The organism is Allobosea sp., from assembly GCF_030694325.1.
In the GTDB taxonomy this organism is placed as follows: Bacteria; Pseudomonadota; Alphaproteobacteria; order Rhizobiales; family Beijerinckiaceae; genus Allobosea.
This window is the reverse complement of sequence record NZ_JAUXYO010000054.1, coordinates 1-13,237: the sequence shown is the minus strand read 5'-3', so window position 1 is coordinate 13,237 and position 13,237 is coordinate 1. Positions and strand designations below refer to the sequence as shown.

Here is a 13,237-nt window from a genome sequence, read left to right as displayed (position 1 = left end):
CCGAGGCGGCCTTCAAGGCCATGCTCGACAAGCCGGAGACGCGGGTGCTCGGCCTGCGCGGCCTCTTCGTCGAGGCCAAGCGCCGCGGCGACATGGCGGCGGCGCGCGCCTTCGCCGACGATGCCGTCCGGCGCTCGCCTTCGCTGGCCTGGGCCAACGATGCCCTGCTCGATTTCCACACCCATGCCGGCGACTGGCAGGCGGCGCGCACCGCCGTCGAGCGCCGGGCCGCGCTGCGCCTCGCCGACAAGGCGGACGCCAAGCGCCAGAGGGCGGTCCTGCTCGCCGCCGAGGCGCTGGAAGCTCGCGGCAACGCGCCCGAGAAGGCCCTCGCCGCCGCTCTCGAAGCGGTGAAACTCGCGCCGGGGCTGACGCCTGCCGCGGCGCTCGCCGGGCGGATGCTCGCCGAGCGCGGCGACGTCCGCAAGGCGGTCAAGCTGCTGGAGGCCGCCTGGAAGGAGGTCTCGCATCCCGACATCGCCGCCGCCTATCTCGATGTCCGCCCCGGCGACAGCGCGCAGGACCGGCTGGCCCGCGCCTCGACGCTGGCGAAGCTGCGTCCGGCCGATCCCGAGGGTGTCCTGGCGCTGGCGGGCGCCGCCATCCATGCCCGCGACTTCGCCAAGGCCCGCAGCACGCTGAAGCCGCTGCTGGCGGGCGGCGCCTCGGTGCGGGCCTGCCTGCTGATGGCCGAGCTCGAGGAAGCCGAGCACGGCGCTGCCGGGCGTGTGCGCGAATGGCTGGCGCGGGCGACGCGTGCGCCGCGGGATGCCGCCTGGGTCGCCGACGGTCTGATCTCCGACCACTGGATGCCGGTCTCGCCGATCTCGGGCCGGCTCGACGCCTTCGTCTGGACCGTGCCGCCGGCGACGCTGGGCAGCCAGGCGCCGGCGCTCGACGATGTCCTCGGCGATCTCGACCATTCGACGCCGCTGATCGAGGCGAAGGCCGAGGCGGTCGAAGCGGAGCCCGTAGCGGTCGCCCCGCCGTCACCGCCGCCGCCAGCCGCGCCCCCGCCGCCGCCCGTCGTGCCCGCGCCGGTCAAGGAGGCGCCAGTGGAGGTGCCGAAGGCGGCCTCGGTTTCCGAACCGGAGCCTGCGCCCGTGCCCGCGCCTGCCCCCGCAGTCGAGCCCGCGCCGAAGGTCGAGGCCCTCCCGGAGAAGACCGAAGCGAAAGCCGCGGGCCCGGCCGAGGCGCCGGCTGCGACCTCTCCCGCCGATGCGCGGCTGAAGCCGGTGATCTTCCCGGTCGCCCATGCGCCGGATGATCCGGGGCCCGACGAGGCGTCGCCGGCGCAGGACAAGAAGGGCAAGTTCCGCCTGTACGGCTGATCGCCCCGACGCGCGAAAAGGCGTGCGGCGCCGCGCCGCCCGGCCTATAGCGTCCGGCATGACTTCAGACGCGACGCACGACACCGGGGCCGCAGGCGCCGGCTCCACCCTTCATGTCGGCCCCGAGCAGGCGGGCGAGCGCCTCGACAAGGCGCTGGCCATGCTCGCCGGCGAGATCTCGCGGGCGCGCCTGCAGCAGGTCATCAAGGAGGGCGGCGTCACGCTCAACGGCGTCGTTGCCGGTGACGGCAAGCGCAAGGTCTCCGAGGGCGACGTGATCGCGCTGGTGATGCCGGCGGCGCGGCCGCCCGATCCGGTGGGGCAGGACATTCCGCTGCAGGTGGTCTTCGAGGACGAACACCTGATCGTCATCGACAAGCCGGCCGGGCTGGTGGTGCATCCGGCGGGCGGGCATGAGGACGGCACGCTGGTCAACGCGCTGATCGCCCATTGCGGCGAGAGCCTCTCGGGCATCGGCGGGGTGCGGCGGCCCGGTATCGTTCACCGGCTGGACAAGGATACGAGCGGGCTGCTGGTCGTCGCCAAGCACGACCGCGCGCATCAGAAGCTCGCCAAGCAATTCGCCGATCACGGCCGCACGGGGCCGCTGCAGCGGGCCTATCTGGCGATCGTCTGGGGTGCGCCGCGGCGGCCGCATGGGACGATCCAGACGCAGATCGAGCGCTCCAACAAGAACCGCGAGAAGATGATGGTCGTCGGCGAGGAGCGCGGGCGCGAGGCGATCACGCACTACACCGTGATCGAGCGTTACCCGCCGCTGCTCAAGGCCGGCGAGGAGACCGAGGCGCTGGCCAGCCTGGTCGAATGCCGGCTGGAGACGGGCCGGACCCACCAGATCCGCGTCCATATGAGCCATCTCGGCCACCCCCTGCTGGGCGACGCGCTCTACGGCTCGGGTTTCGCGACCAAGGCCGTGCGCCTGCCCGAGGCGGCGCGTGACGCGCTGACCGCTCTCGGACGCCAGGCCCTGCATGCGGCCGTGCTCGGCTTCGAGCATCCGGCGAGCGGAGAGGAACTCCTGTTCGAGTCCGAGCCGCCCCCCGAGTTTGCGCAGCTGCAAGATACGCTCGCGGCTCTGTGAGGGGATCTGGCCCGTTTGCCCACTTTCCGCCAAGCTGTCTTGGCATATACTGACCATCGGATGCGGATGGCCAAGGGGGCGCCGCAAGTGAACCGGCCCGATCGAACCTGCGTAAGGTTGAGACGTTGGGTCTGTTCACGACATCCGAACCTGCGCGAAGGTTGATCGCGCGGTGGGCCTGCCGCACAGCGGGGGCCCGAGAAGGAGAATGCGCATGGCGAGTGCCTCGCTTCCCGTCCTGTCCGCCGAGGGCGGGCTCTCACGCTATCTCGACGAGATTCGGAAGTTCCCGATGCTGGAACCGAATCAGGAATTCATGCTGGCCAAGCGCTGGCGCGAGCATGGCGACCGCGACGCGGCGCACCAGCTCGTGACCTCGCATCTGCGTCTCGTGGCCAAGATCGCCATGGGCTATCGCGGCTACGGCCTGCCGATCGGCGAGGTCGTCTCCGAGGGCAATGTCGGCCTGATGCAGGCGGTGAAGCGCTTCGAGCCCGACAAGGGCTTCCGCCTGGCTACCTATGCGATGTGGTGGATCAAGGCCTCGATTCAAGAGTACATCCTGCGCTCCTGGTCGCTCGTGAAGATGGGCACCACGGCCAACCAGAAGAAGCTGTTCTTCAACCTGCGCAAGGCCAAGAGCAAGATCTCGGCGCTGGGCGAGGGCGATCTGCGCCCCGAGCAGGTCAAGAGCATCGCGACCAAGCTCGGCGTCAACGAGCAGGACGTGATCGACATGAACCGCCGGCTCGGCGGCGACGCGTCGCTGAACACGCCGCTGCGGGAGGATGGCGACGGCGAGTGGCAGGACTGGCTGGTCGACGACAGCGAGAGCCAGGAGCGTCGCCTCGTCGACGCCGAGGAGGCCGACAACCGGCATTCGGCGCTGCGCGAGGCGCTCGACGTGCTGAACCCGCGGGAGCGTCGCATCTTCGAGGCGCGCCGGCTGGCCGACGACCCGATCACGCTGGAGCAGCTCTCCGAGGAGTTCGGCGTCTCGCGCGAGCGGGTCCGCCAGATCGAGGTGCGGGCCTTCGAGAAGGTGCAGGACGCGGTCAAGAAGGCGCTGGTGCGGATCGAGGCGCCGCGTGCGGCGCTGCCGGCCGCCTGAGCGGTCCTTACAGCAGCGACGTTTTCAGGGGCGCGGTCTTCCGCGCCCCTTTTTTGTGGCCCAGTGTGCAGGATGTCGATCAAGAAGCGCGCCGTCATCCCGGGCGCAGCGAAGCGCAGACCCGGGATCCAATCCGGAGCCTTTCCGGATTGGGTTCAGGCGCGGATCCCGGCGCGGCTTCGCCGCTTGTCCGGGATGACCGCGCCGTTGCCGCGTCGTTTCAGTAGAGCGCCGGCAGCGGCTGCAGGGGCAGGCGGATCGGACCGAGATAGATGCGGCCCTCGCGCAGCACGATAGGCGGCAGGGCGGTGAGGCCGGGCGCCGCTCCGGGCAACTGGGCGCTGAGGCGCCCCCCGAGCAGGCCACCGAGGCCGGCTGCCAGTCCACCGACGGGAATGCCGGCGATCTGGCGGATACCGGCCAGCGAGGCCTGGAGCTGGCCGGCCGGGCGATGCGTCTGGTCGATCAGGAACTGGCCGGTCGCCTCGATCCGAGCGGGACCCTTGACCGAAACGAGCTTCGTCACCTCGATCTGGCCGCCGGCGCCGCGCCAGGCCTCCAGCGCGTCGGGATTGAGCCCGATCCGGAAGGCCTCGGATTGGGTCAGCGTCGCCTGGATGTCGACATCGCCGGCTTCCGTCGTGCCTAGCACCGCGTCGAGCGCCGGCAGAACCGAGCCCTTGACCGCGATGGCGAGATCGACGGCCTGGTCCGCGGCGGGTCGCGAGGGATTGCGGCGCAGATGCGCCTCCAGGCTCGTGGCCTTCCAGGTTTCGGTGGCGAGACCCGGCGCACTCAGGCGTGCGTCGGGAGCGGCGACGACGAGCGAGACCCGCTCGGGTCGGCCGGCCGCATGGCTCAGGCTGGCCTCCAGTCGCGTCCAGCCGACGTCGAGCTTGCGGCCCTCTGGCAGGCTGGCCTGCAGCGGGCCCGTGATCTGCGCGATCACGAGATTGGGCGAGTAGATCTGCCCGACGGCCACGGCCGGACCGGTCTGGACGCGGACCTCTTCCCCCCAGCGGGCCGAGGCCAGCGCAAGGGCGCCGCAACGCAGCTCGACGCGGAAGGGAAAGCCGCTGACCGAGCGGTCCGTGCAGTTCCAGCTCCGGCCAAGCCCGGCCTCCCGGGCGAGCGCGGCGTCGACGGCGTCGATGACGCGGCCGCGGACGACGAACCAGAACGTGGTCCAGCCCAGCGCAAGGATGAGAAGCAGCCCGAAGGGGGCGTAGAGCCAGGTTCGGCTGCTGCGGCTGGAAACGGGGGCTGTCATGCGGGAACGGTCCATTGCGCGGATGCGGCGGGATTGTTAGCTCCGGCCGTGGACGGAGGCCAGCCGGCATCGCTCGCCGGTGAGGCTTTGAAGCAGGCCGCCGCGGCCAAATTGTGGGATGGCGAGAAGGGTGGGACGGGCATGACGGCGCCGCTGGGAGAGACGGAGCTCTGGGTTTTCGGCTATGGCTCGCTGATCTGGCGCCCCGGCTTCGCCTTCGAGGAGAGCGTTCCGGCGCGGCTGCACGGCTATCACCGCTCGCTCTGCATCTTCTCGCATGTGCATCGCGGCACGCCCGATCGCCCGGGGCTGGTGCTCGGACTCGACCGCGGCGGCATCTGCCGGGGGCTCGCCTTTCGCGTCGCGGCCGCGCGGGCGCAAGAGACGGTGGATTATCTCCGGGCCCGCGAGCAGGCGACCGCGGTCTATCTCGAGCGGCGGCTGCCGGTGCGGCTGGTCGACGGGCGCAGCGTGATGGCGCTGGTCTACATCGCCGATCGCAAGCATCTGCAATATGCGGGGCGCCTGCCGCGCGAGCAGCAACTGGAACTGGTCCGCCATGGTCGCGGCAGCTCGGGCGAGAACCCCGACTATGTGCTCCTCACCGACGAGCATCTGCGCAAGATGGGCATCTTCGATCCCATCCTCGCCGGGCTCGCCCAGGCACTGGCTCCCGGCGCGGCGCCGCGGCCGAAGCTGTAGATCGGGGCGGTTATCTGCCGAAATCTCCCCGTCATCCTGGACAAGCGGCGAAGCCGCGCAGGCCGGGATCCATCATGGGGCGCCGCGTCTGCCCGATGATGGATCCCGGCCGACCTTCGGTCGCCCAGAATGACGATGGTGGTTTCGGCTAGATCTCCGGCATCAGGTCGAGCAGGGCGGCGCGGCGGCTGATCCCGTCCTCGGCGAGCAGATGGACATGGATCTCGCTCGCCCCGGCCAGCGCGACGGCATCGCGCCAGCGCGTCAGCGCCGCCTCGATGCCGAAGGGGCCGCTCTCGCGCGCCGCCAGGATGCGCCGGTCGGGCGAGACAGCCAGCAGCACGGCATCGGTAAAGCCGAGCGCGTGCTCGTCCGCGACCGTGAAGACGGAGGCGACATAGCGCCGGCCGGAGCGGCCGCGCCAGGCGGTAAAGCGGCGCTCGCCGAGGGCGGCCGTGCTGCGCATCGGCAGCTCCCGGACGATTTCGGGCCGGGCCTCCGACATCAAGTCGATGCGAAAGAGATCGCGCTGGCGCTGGCTGCCGGGGAGAGGGCGGTACTGGCGCTGAGTCTGCGGATGGTGGGCGAGGGCAGCCATGTCGTTCCTCCTTTGTTCTGTAGACAAAATGAGAACGGCCGGGGTGTAAGTCAAGCGGCGCAGCGGGCGGGGATCAGCTCTGCTGCCGCGGAATGTCAGCAGTCGTCGCCAGCGGATCGAGCCCGCGCGCGGCGAGTTCCGCCCGTCCGAGGGCAAGCAGCCGGTCGCTGGCCGTCTCGATCCGCTCCTGCAGCAGGGCGTGGAAGGCGGCCTTGTCGAGGCCGGCCGCGATCGGCGGCAGGATTTCGATGCGGATCGTACCCGGCCGGCGCAGGAACTTCCGCCGCGGCCAATAGAGCCCCGAATTGAGTGCGACGGGCACGCAGGGCAGCCCGAGCTCGCCATAGATATGGGCCACGCCGAACTTGTAGGCCGGGGGGGCGCCGGGAGCGCGCCGCGTCCCCTCCGGGAAGATCAGCAGCTGGCGCCCGTTCTCGCGCAGCTCGGTCTTGGCGCGCCGCGTCACCTGGGCGAGCGCGCGGGCCTTGCCGCCCCGATCGACGGGGATCATCCTGAGCTTGATCAGGCACCAGCCGAAGAACGGGATCCAGGTCAACTCGCGCTTCAGGATGAAGACCGGGTCGCGGAAGACGGTGACGAGGGCGAAGGTCTCGAGGAAGGACTGGTGCTTGGCGGCGACGATCATGCCGCCGGGGGGAATGTTCTCGCGCCCGACGATCTCGTAACCGGTGCCGGCGACGACCTTCATCAGCCAGAGCGCGCTGTGAGCCCAGGCCACGGCGACGGCGAGCAACGCCTTTTTCGGCAGCAGCAGGGCCGGCGTGGCGGCGAAGACCAGCCACAGGGCGAGGTTCAGATAGAAGAGGACGTTGAAGAGGAGCGAGCGCAGGACGAGCATGGCGCGCAATGACCCCGCGGCCCCGCCGCCGTCAAGCGCGGCAGCCGGCTTCAGCCGTCGTGATGGCCGTTTTTCAGCTGGCTGCGTCTTTCCTGCTCGGGCCCCATCAGTTCCGCGGGCTTGGACGAGACGGGTTTGCGGCCGCCGACGATCACCGACAGGCGCGAGGTTTCCGGATCGGTCTCCACGATGCTGCGCAGGCGTGCCGCCAGGTATTTCGCATATTCGGGCAGGAGAACGCGGATCGCGCTCCAGCGATGCCACCAGCCGGCGGTGTCGATCTGGTCGGTGACGACCGGGTGCGGCACCAGCCTGAGCCCCGGCATGGCATGGGAGAACTCGGCGATGGTCCGGGGCATGTGGTAGTTCGAGGTGACCACCAGCAACGAGCGGAAGCCGTGATTGCGTACCCAGCGGCGCGCCTCGATCGCGTTGCCGATGGTGTTGCGGGCGCGATAGTCGAGATCGACGCAGCAGGAGAGCAACTCGCGGGCCGAGGGGTTGAGCTTGGCGAGTTCCTCGCGGCCGGTTTTCTCGTTGACCCCGCTGATCAGCAGGCGCGCCCCGCGCTCGGCGCCGAGCAGGCCGATGGCATCGCCCACGCGCTGCGAGCCGCCCGTGACCACGACGATCGCGTCGGTGCGCGGCACCGCCATGGGCTCGCGCGAGACGATGGCGGAGGCAAAGCGGATATAGCCGAAGAGCAGCGCCAGCCCGCAGGCGAGCGAGAGCGCCAACGCCCCCAGGACGATCACGCGCCGGAGCCTGACCCCCCTCCCAGCGGAACGGGGCGCGAGCGAGCCCGCTGCACGGGCCTGCGGGTCCTGCCTGAGACCGATCATCGCCATCCTGTGGCCAGCCTATCGCGGCAATCGGGCATTAGCGCGGCAGGGCCTCTCCTGTCCCGGCCGGAGTCCCGCCATGGCCGGTCGATCCTCATGGCGCGCCTCCCGCGAGGGCGCGCAGATGGTGCCGGACGGTGATGCGCGAGACGAGGCCGGAAATCGCGGCGACGACCATCGCGACGAGGACGACCGCGCCATAGCCGGCCCAGCCGATTTCGAAGGCGCCGAACATCGCCTGCAACTGCTCGGCCTCGGGCGCGGCACCGAGGCGCGACGAGAGAAGTCCGAGCAGGGCGATGACGAGAATGGCCGCGATGCCCCCGATGGTGCCACCGCGCAGGCCGAGACGGACGAAGCGGCTCTGGAACTCGCGCGCGATGAAATCGTCGTCGGCGCCGACCAGATGGAGCACCTCGACGCTGTCCCGGCTGCCCGCCATGGCGCCGCGGGTGGCGAAGGCCACCGCCAGGGCGGCTGCGGCCAGGACGAGGAGGACGACGGCCGCGCCCGAGAGAATGATCGTGCTCGCCATCGTCGAGAGCCTGCGGATCCAGAGACGGTGGTCGTCGAGGATCGCGCTGGGAACCTCGCGCCGCAGCGCCTCGCGGAAGGCAGCAAGATCCGGGCCGGTTCCGGGGTTTAGCTTCAGCACGATCAGCCGCGGCACCGGCAGCTCGACCAGATCCAGCCCGGTTCCCAGCCAGGGCTCCAGCAGCTTGTCCGATTCGCTGCGGGGCACCGGCTGCACCGAGGCGATTCCCGGGACGGCGCGCGCCATCGTCGCGGCGCGGGCGATGTCGGCCTCGATGTCGCGCCGTGAATCGGGGCGGATCTGCAGCGTCATCTCGTTGGCGACGGCGCCGCGCCACTGCTCGGAGGCGCGCGCGGCGAGCACGGCGGCTCCGGCGCTCAGCGCCGCGAGGAAGGTCAGGATCGCGATCACCGCCATCAGCGCCCGTCCGGCGACGTTGTCGATCGGCACCAGCGGCTGGTCGCGCCGCAGATTGCTCGGCAGCGGTCGCTCGTGGCGTTCGAGCTCATGGGCGGCGGCGTCAGGCATCGACGTGCAGATGTCCGTCGGCGAGCACGAGGCGCGGTGCGTCGTAGAGCTCCATCAGGCCGAGATCATGGGTCGCGATCACGACGGCGGTGCCGAGCGACTGCAATTCCATGAACAGGCGCAGCAGCCGCCGCCCGAGCGCGGGATCGACATTGCCGGTCGGCTCGTCGGCCAGCACCAGTTCCGGGCGGCCGATCAGGGCGCGCGCGATCGCCGCGCGCTGCTTCTCGCCACCCGACAGCACCGGAGGAACGGCGTGCATGCGCTCGCCCAATCCCACCCAGCGCAGCAGCTCGACGACCTCGGCGCGGTAGCTCGCTTCGTCCTTGCCGAGCACGCGCAGCGGCAGCGCGACATTCTCGTAGAGGGTGAGATGGTCGAGCAGGCGAAAATCCTGGAAGACCACGCCCATGCGGCGCCGGAAGGCCGTCAGCGTCGCGGCATCGAGCCGCGAGACGTCCTGCCCGAACAGGTTGACCAGGCCACGCGTCGGCTGCAGCGCCATCAGCACCAGGCGCATCAGCGTCGTCTTGCCGGCGCCCGAAGGGCCGGTGAGATACTGGAACGAGCGCGGTTCGATGCTGAAGGTAATGTCCTTCAGCACCTCCGGGCCCATGCCGTATCGCAGACCGACATTCTCGAAGCGAACCAATCCCGATGTCCTTGCGCCAGGCCGCGAATCTCTGCAGCCGATCCTACACCTCTTGCGGCATGGGGCCGAAGGCCGTCGCGAATCGACCATGGCGAAGAGTTCTTCACGCGACGTTAACCATGGCCGCCGCCAATGGGATGGCGCCCCGCGAAGACGGGCGCGGTCTGCAACCGCAGGGAACCGCCGGCCGCCACCATGCTGATCGTCTGCCCCTCCTGCGCCAGCCGCTATGAACTCGACGGCGCCAAGCTCGGCCCGGACGGCCGCAAGGTGCGTTGCGCCAGCTGCCAGACGCTCTGGCATGTCGCGCCCGAGCCGGAGCTTCCGGAGGTGCCCAGCGCCGAGGAAATGCAGGCGCTGCTCAACGAGGAACTCGAGCGGGCCGCGGCGATCGCAGCCGAGATCTCGGCGCAGGCATCGATCCAGGCTGCCCAGGGCGAAGGCGGGGAGCCCTCTGCCGAGCCCGCGCCGCGCAAGCGCAGCGGCACGAGGCCTTCCCGCAAAACCTCCGCCAAAGCGCGTCAGAAGCCGTTCCGCGCCACCGTCCTGGCCACGTCGCTGGCGGTCGTCGGCCTCGTCCTGCTGGGCGGATTGGTCTGGCAGCGCACGCTCGCCTCGCGGGTCGCGCCGCAGCTGGCGGACGTGTTCGAGATGCTCGGCTATCCCATCAATGTTCACGGGCTGAAGCTCGGCGCCGTCGAGAGCGGCCTGGTCGAGGATGCGACGGGCCGATTCCTCGTCGTCGAGGGCGACGTCACCAACATCACGAGCAGCCAGACCCGCGTTCCGCCGATCGAGGTCGCGGTCAAGGACGCCGCCGGGCAGACGCTCTACACCTGGAAGACCGATCCGCCGCGCCAGGACATCGAGCCGGCCGAGCTGATCCGATTCCGGGCGCGGCTGGCGGCGCCGCCGGCGGAGGGGCAATCCGTCCTCGTGCGCTTCGCCTCCTCCGCCTCAGCCGAGCCGGGCACGGCCCGCCGCTGAGCCCCGGACGGGCTTTCCGCACGGGGCCTGTTCAGCCAGCGCCGGCCGCTCTAAACCTCAGACGACAGACCCCATGAAACGCGTCCGCCGGAGCCTGCCGCGCGGTGTGCCGGCGCGATGCGAGAGGATGACGAGACCATGTCGGAGCCACGGCGCATCAGGGTGCTTTACGACGAGGCGACGATCGCCCGCCGCAATGAGGAGATGGCGAAGGCCATCGCCGCGACGGCGCCGGCCGACCTGCTGGTCGTCGCGGTGCTGAAGGGCAGCTTCATGTTCGTCGCCGATCTGATCCGCGCGATGCACCGCGTCGGCATGGCGCCGCAGGTCGAGTTCGTGCATCTGTCGAGCTATCGCGCCGCCACCGTCTCCTCCGGCCAGGTCGAGATTCTCAGGGATGTGCAGAGCGACGTGCGCGGTCGCGAGGTCCTGCTCGTCGACGACATCCTGGAATCGGGACGCACGCTCGCCTTCGCCAAGGATCTCCTGGCGGCGCGTGGCGCCGCGAAGGTCTCCTCCGTCGTGCTGCTGGAGAAGCCGGGCAAACGCGCGGTCAACATCGTCGCGGACCATGTCGGCTTCGAATGCCCCGACTATTTCGTCGTCGGCTATGGAATGGATGTTGCTCATTCCTACCGGCAGTTGCCGTTCGTCGGCGTCATCGAGACCGCCGACCAGGCCGGTCTGCCGGGGATCTGAGCCATGTCGCGCATTCTGGTGGTCGATGACGAGGAGCCGCTGCGGACGCTGGTGGCCCGCGGCCTGACCCTGGACGGGCATTTCTGCATGACGGCCGCCGACGGGGCCGAGGCGCTCGACACGCTGATGGCCGAGGGCGGGCATTTCGACCTGCTGCTGACCGACATCCGCATGCCGCTGATGGACGGGATCGCGCTGGCGCTGGCCGCCAAGCAGGCCTTTCCGGACCTGCCGATCATGCTGATGACGGGCTATGCCGAGCAGCGCGAGCGGGCCCGCAGCCTGGACGCGATCGTCTCAGAGGTGATGACCAAGCCCTTCACCATCGCCGAGTTGCGCGCCGCCGTGCTGAACGTGATCGAGCGCTCGATCGGCTGAAGCGCTGCTAGCGGTTCAGCCACCAGATCGAGACGTTCAGCAGCGTCGCGAAGGAAACCCAGGCGACATAGGGCCACTGCAGATTCGCAGCGAGACGATCGACGCGCCCAAACAGCGCGATCGTGACGAGGATCATCGCCAGGAAGGGCAGGATCACCAGCAGGCCGCCGAGCGGGCTGTTGAGCCCGAAGAAGACGCAGGACCAGGCGAGATTGAGCGCGAGCTGGACGTGATAGGCGATGAGCGCCTGCGGCTTGCCGGGCGTGCCTGGGGGTGTGCGCAGGATGCGATAGACCCCATAGGCCATCAGCGCGAACAGCGTCGTCCAGACCGGGCCGAACACCCAGTTGGGCGGGTTGAAGGGCGGTTTGGCTATGGTCGGGTACCAGGTCGTCACCTGTGGGATGGTGACGGCGTTGCCGAGCAGCGAGACGGCGACGACGGGCCCGATCGCGATCAGCGCGTCGATCCAGAACGGGCGGGGGCGTGCGGGCGCGAGGGATGGCGGCGTGCTCATGATCGTGACATGGAGGCGTCCTGCGCCCATGGCAAGGTCGCGGCTCTTGCATCGAAGCCGTTGCCTGCGCCAGATGCCCTTTTAGTCCCTCCTGGAACTTTCACGGATCGTCATGCCAAAGCGCCCGCTTCACCCCCGCTCCCTCGCCGCGCAGGCCATGGGCAAGATCGACCCGCTGACCAAGGGGGTGGTGCCGCCGATCCATGTCTCGACGACCTATATTCGCGACGAGGACAACGGTTATTCCGGCGGCTTCATCTATGGCCGACCGGACAACGAGACGACCCGCGAGGCCGAGAGCGTGCTCGCCATGCTCGAGCAGGCCAACGCCGGCGCGCTGCTCTTCGGCTCCGGCATGGCGGCGGCGACCGCCGTCTTTCAGGCGCTCTCGCCGGGCGACCATGTCGTCGCCTCCAAGGTGATGTACTGGGCGCTGCGCTCCTGGCTGCTGACGGAAGCGACCCGCTGGGGCCTCGTCATCGACTTCGTCGAGACCGACGATCTCGCCGCGCTGGCGGCCGCCGTAAAGCCCGGCAAGACCAAGCTGGTCTGGGCCGAGACGCCCTCCAACCCGCTCTGGACGATTACCGACATCGCGGCCGCCGCCGAGATCGCCCACAAGGCCGGCGCCAAGCTCGCGGTCGATTCGACCTGCGCCTCGCCGGTGCATACGCAGCCCTTGCAGCTCGGCGCAGACATCGTCATGCATGCCGCGACCAAGGTGCTGAACGGCCATTCCGACGTGGTCGCCGGCGCGCTCTGCGCCCGCGAGGACGATGAGTTCTGGAACCGCGTCAAGACCGTCCGCAAGGGCCAGGGCGGCATCCTCGGGCCGTTCGAGGCCTATCTGCTGATGCGCGGCATGCGCACGCTGCATGTCCGGCAGGAGCGCCAGAGCGCCTCGGCCATGGCGCTGGCGCAGCGCCTCTCGGCGCATCCGCTGGTGGCGCGCGTGCTCTATCCCGGCCTGCCGCAGCATCCCGGCCACGACATCGCCGCGCGCCAGATGGAAGGCGGCTTCGGCTACATGCTCTCGGTGCAGGTGGTCGGCGGCGAGGCGGCGGCGGTGAAGGCAGCCGCGCATGTCGAACTGTACAAGCGCGCGACCTCGCTCGGCGGCGTCGAG

15 protein-coding genes are annotated in these 13,237 nt (G+C 70.0%); 8 read left to right on the top strand and 7 right to left on the bottom strand.

Annotated features, from left to right (window positions below):
• The 3 genes from Q8M82_RS03220 to rpoH all read left to right on the top strand — a co-directional run.
• A partial coding sequence (locus Q8M82_RS03220; protein ID WP_305689940.1) for a heme biosynthesis protein HemY occupies window positions 1-1,331 on the top strand: 1,331 nt, incomplete at its 5' end.
• A gap of 58 nt (window positions 1,332-1,389) precedes the next feature.
• A complete protein-coding gene (locus Q8M82_RS03215) occupies window positions 1,390-2,433 on the top strand; it encodes an RluA family pseudouridine synthase (protein ID WP_305689939.1) in 1,044 nt (347 codons plus the stop codon).
• Window positions 2,434-2,647: 214 nt separating this feature from the next.
• Complete coding sequence (rpoH, locus tag Q8M82_RS03210) at window positions 2,648-3,544, top strand: RNA polymerase sigma factor RpoH (RefSeq protein ID WP_305689938.1); 897 nt, start codon at window positions 2,648-2,650, stop codon at window positions 3,542-3,544.
• A 220-nt stretch (window positions 3,545-3,764) separates the two neighbouring features.
• On the opposite strand, the gene Q8M82_RS03205 is transcribed toward rpoH, so the two are convergent.
• A complete protein-coding gene (locus tag Q8M82_RS03205; RefSeq protein WP_305689937.1) occupies window positions 3,765-4,814 on the bottom strand; it encodes a DUF2125 domain-containing protein in 1,050 nt (349 codons plus the stop codon).
• A gap of 141 nt (window positions 4,815-4,955) precedes the next feature.
• Here Q8M82_RS03205 and Q8M82_RS03200 point away from each other — a divergent pair, with 141 nt between their 5' ends.
• Entirely contained in the window at window positions 4,956-5,516 is a 561-nt protein-coding gene (locus Q8M82_RS03200; protein ID WP_305689941.1) for a gamma-glutamylcyclotransferase, read from the top strand.
• Window positions 5,517-5,664: 148 nt separating this feature from the next.
• On the opposite strand, the gene Q8M82_RS03195 is transcribed toward Q8M82_RS03200, so the two are convergent.
• From Q8M82_RS03195 to Q8M82_RS03175, 5 genes are all read right to left on the bottom strand, one after another.
• A complete protein-coding gene (locus Q8M82_RS03195; protein ID WP_305689936.1) occupies window positions 5,665-6,114 on the bottom strand; it encodes a hypothetical protein in 450 nt (149 codons plus the stop codon).
• A gap of 73 nt (window positions 6,115-6,187) precedes the next feature.
• Window positions 6,188-6,973 (bottom strand): lysophospholipid acyltransferase family protein, encoded by a 786-nt coding sequence (locus Q8M82_RS03190; RefSeq protein ID WP_305689935.1) that lies wholly within the window; start codon window positions 6,971-6,973, stop codon window positions 6,188-6,190.
• A gap of 50 nt (window positions 6,974-7,023) precedes the next feature.
• Window positions 7,024-7,728, bottom strand: a complete 705-nt coding sequence (locus Q8M82_RS03185) for a YdcF family protein (RefSeq protein ID WP_305689934.1) — start codon at window positions 7,726-7,728, stop codon at window positions 7,024-7,026.
• 181 nt (window positions 7,729-7,909) lie between these two features.
• Window positions 7,910-8,878, bottom strand: a complete 969-nt coding sequence (locus Q8M82_RS03180) for a cell division protein FtsX (RefSeq protein WP_305689933.1) — start codon at window positions 8,876-8,878, stop codon at window positions 7,910-7,912.
• Complete coding sequence (locus Q8M82_RS03175; protein ID WP_371126218.1) at window positions 8,871-9,494, bottom strand: cell division ATP-binding protein FtsE; 624 nt, start codon at window positions 9,492-9,494, stop codon at window positions 8,871-8,873. The genes Q8M82_RS03180 and Q8M82_RS03175 overlap by 8 nt, the downstream gene beginning before the upstream one ends.
• Window positions 9,495-9,725: 231 nt before the next feature.
• On the opposite strand from Q8M82_RS03175, the gene Q8M82_RS03170 reads away from it, so the two are divergent.
• From Q8M82_RS03170 to Q8M82_RS03160, 3 genes are all read left to right on the top strand, one after another.
• On the top strand, window positions 9,726-10,517 hold the full coding sequence (locus Q8M82_RS03170; protein WP_305689931.1) for a zinc-ribbon domain-containing protein: 792 nt from the start codon (window positions 9,726-9,728) through the stop codon (window positions 10,515-10,517).
• A 138-nt stretch (window positions 10,518-10,655) separates the two neighbouring features.
• Window positions 10,656-11,216, top strand: a complete 561-nt coding sequence (gene hpt, locus Q8M82_RS03165) for a hypoxanthine phosphoribosyltransferase (protein ID WP_305689930.1) — start codon at window positions 10,656-10,658, stop codon at window positions 11,214-11,216.
• A gap of 3 nt (window positions 11,217-11,219) precedes the next feature.
• Window positions 11,220-11,594 carry a response regulator gene (locus Q8M82_RS03160; RefSeq protein WP_305689929.1) on the top strand — a complete coding sequence of 125 codons (375 nt, stop codon included), beginning with the start codon at window positions 11,220-11,222 and terminating at the stop codon, window positions 11,592-11,594.
• A gap of 7 nt (window positions 11,595-11,601) precedes the next feature.
• Here Q8M82_RS03160 and Q8M82_RS03155 read toward each other — a convergent pair whose 3' ends face one another.
• Window positions 11,602-12,141: a TspO/MBR family protein gene (locus tag Q8M82_RS03155; RefSeq protein ID WP_305689928.1), complete on the bottom strand. Its 540-nt coding sequence runs from the start codon at window positions 12,139-12,141 to the stop codon at window positions 11,602-11,604.
• An 82-nt stretch (window positions 12,142-12,223) separates the two neighbouring features.
• Between Q8M82_RS03155 and Q8M82_RS03150 the strand changes: the two genes are divergently transcribed.
• Window positions 12,224-13,237, top strand: a 1,014-nt coding sequence (locus tag Q8M82_RS03150) for a trans-sulfuration enzyme family protein (protein ID WP_305689927.1), incomplete at its 3' end; no start/stop codon positions are given.

Excerpts from the sequence above, each read along its gene's own strand:
- Q8M82_RS03180 (WP_305689933.1), bottom strand. The coding sequence starts at position 8,878 with ATGCCTGACGCCGCCGCCCATGAGCTCGAACGCCACGAGCGACCGCTG.
- Q8M82_RS03155 (WP_305689928.1), bottom strand. The coding sequence starts at position 12,141 with ATGGGCGCAGGACGCCTCCATGTCACGATCATGAGCACGCCGCCATCC.
- Q8M82_RS03215 (WP_305689939.1), top strand. The coding sequence starts at position 1,390 with ATGACTTCAGACGCGACGCACGACACCGGGGCCGCAGGCGCCGGCTCC.
- rpoH (WP_305689938.1), top strand. The coding sequence starts at position 2,648 with ATGGCGAGTGCCTCGCTTCCCGTCCTGTCCGCCGAGGGCGGGCTCTCA.
- Q8M82_RS03160 (WP_305689929.1), top strand. The coding sequence starts at position 11,220 with ATGTCGCGCATTCTGGTGGTCGATGACGAGGAGCCGCTGCGGACGCTG.
- hpt (WP_305689930.1), top strand. The coding sequence starts at position 10,656 with ATGTCGGAGCCACGGCGCATCAGGGTGCTTTACGACGAGGCGACGATC.
- Q8M82_RS03205 (WP_305689937.1), bottom strand. The coding sequence starts at position 4,814 with ATGACAGCCCCCGTTTCCAGCCGCAGCAGCCGAACCTGGCTCTACGCC.
- Q8M82_RS03190 (WP_305689935.1), bottom strand. The coding sequence starts at position 6,973 with ATGCTCGTCCTGCGCTCGCTCCTCTTCAACGTCCTCTTCTATCTGAAC.
- Q8M82_RS03200 (WP_305689941.1), top strand. The coding sequence starts at position 4,956 with ATGACGGCGCCGCTGGGAGAGACGGAGCTCTGGGTTTTCGGCTATGGC.
- Q8M82_RS03175 (WP_371126218.1), bottom strand. The coding sequence starts at position 9,494 with ATGGGCCCGGAGGTGCTGAAGGACATTACCTTCAGCATCGAACCGCGC.
- Q8M82_RS03170 (WP_305689931.1), top strand. The coding sequence starts at position 9,726 with ATGCTGATCGTCTGCCCCTCCTGCGCCAGCCGCTATGAACTCGACGGC.
- Q8M82_RS03195 (WP_305689936.1), bottom strand. The coding sequence starts at position 6,114 with ATGGCTGCCCTCGCCCACCATCCGCAGACTCAGCGCCAGTACCGCCCT.